Source organism: Pseudomonas sp. RW407 (assembly GCF_003176655.1).
Lineage (GTDB): Bacteria > Pseudomonadota > Gammaproteobacteria > Pseudomonadales > Pseudomonadaceae > Pseudomonas > Pseudomonas delhiensis.
The window spans coordinates 1-1,084 of sequence record NZ_QGSL01000043.1; the positions used below are offsets into that span (position 1 = coordinate 1).

1 protein-coding gene is annotated in these 1,084 nt (G+C 65.1%); it reads right to left on the bottom strand.

The features are described 5' to 3' along the window. Nucleotides 1–349: 349 nt before the first annotated feature. Nucleotides 350–1,084, bottom strand: a 735-nt coding sequence (gene modA, locus DK254_RS05725; RefSeq protein ID WP_371921104.1) for a molybdate ABC transporter substrate-binding protein, incomplete at its 5' end; no start/stop codon positions are given.

Here is a 1,084-nt window from a genome sequence, read left to right on the forward strand (position 1 = left end):
CGCGACATCCATGTCGCATGACCTCCTGAGCGCCGGTTTCGCTCGGCCTTCTGAAGGGGCGTTCCGGTGCGCTTGGATGTTTCTCTGGAAATCCAAAAACCAGAGCAAGAACTGGCGTGCTCTTCGTAGGAGCGAGCTTGCTCGCGAACCCTGGGTTTCCGCGTTCGCGATAGTTCGTAGGGCGCATAACGCCTACAGCGTTATCCGCCATGATCGCGGACAAAGTCTGCTCCTACGGTTCCAGGAAAGCACGGTCGTAGGACTTCGTCCGCGATTGGATTCACCGGCCACGCAGGACCGGACGACGGTGTTCACACACCCCTCTCCCCTTGCAGGAGAGGGATGGGGATCAGAGTTCGTACCCGTAGGCCTTGATCACCGCCGCTGCCTTCGGCCCCTTCAGGTAGTCCACCAGGGCCTTGGCCGCGGAGTTGTCCTTGCCCTTCTCGAGGATCACCGCGTCCTGGCGGATCGGTTCGTAGAGGTCGGCCGGGACTATCCAGGCCGAACCGCCGTTCACCTTGCCATCCTTGTAGATCTGCGACAACGCCACGAAGCCCAGCTCGGCATTGCCGCTGGACACGAACTGGTAGGCCTGGCCGATGTTCTGGCCCTCGACGAGCTTGCCGGCCAGCTTGTCCTTCAGGCCGAGCTTGTCCAGCACCTGGGTGGCGGCCAGGCCGTAGGGCGCGGTCTTCGGGTTGGCGATGGACAGGTGCTGGAAGCCGCCCTGCTTCAGCACCGCGCCCTTGGCGTCGACGTAGCCGTCCTTCGCCGACCACAGCGCCAGCTTGCCGATGGCGTAGGTGAAGCGCGAGCCGGGCACGGTGGCCTTCTCCTGCTCCAGCTTGGCCGGGGTGGTGTCGTCGGCGGCGAGGAACACCTCGAAGGGCGCGCCGTTCTTGATCTGCGCGTAGAACTGCCCGGTGGCGCCGAAGGAGGCCACCAGCTTGTGCCCGGTGTCCTTCTCGAAGTCCTTGGCGATGGCCTGGATGGGCGCGGTGAAGTTGGCCGCGACGGCGACCTGCACCTCGTCGGCCAGCGCCGCGTGGGCGGCCAGGCAGGCGGCCAGGGCCAGGGAAAG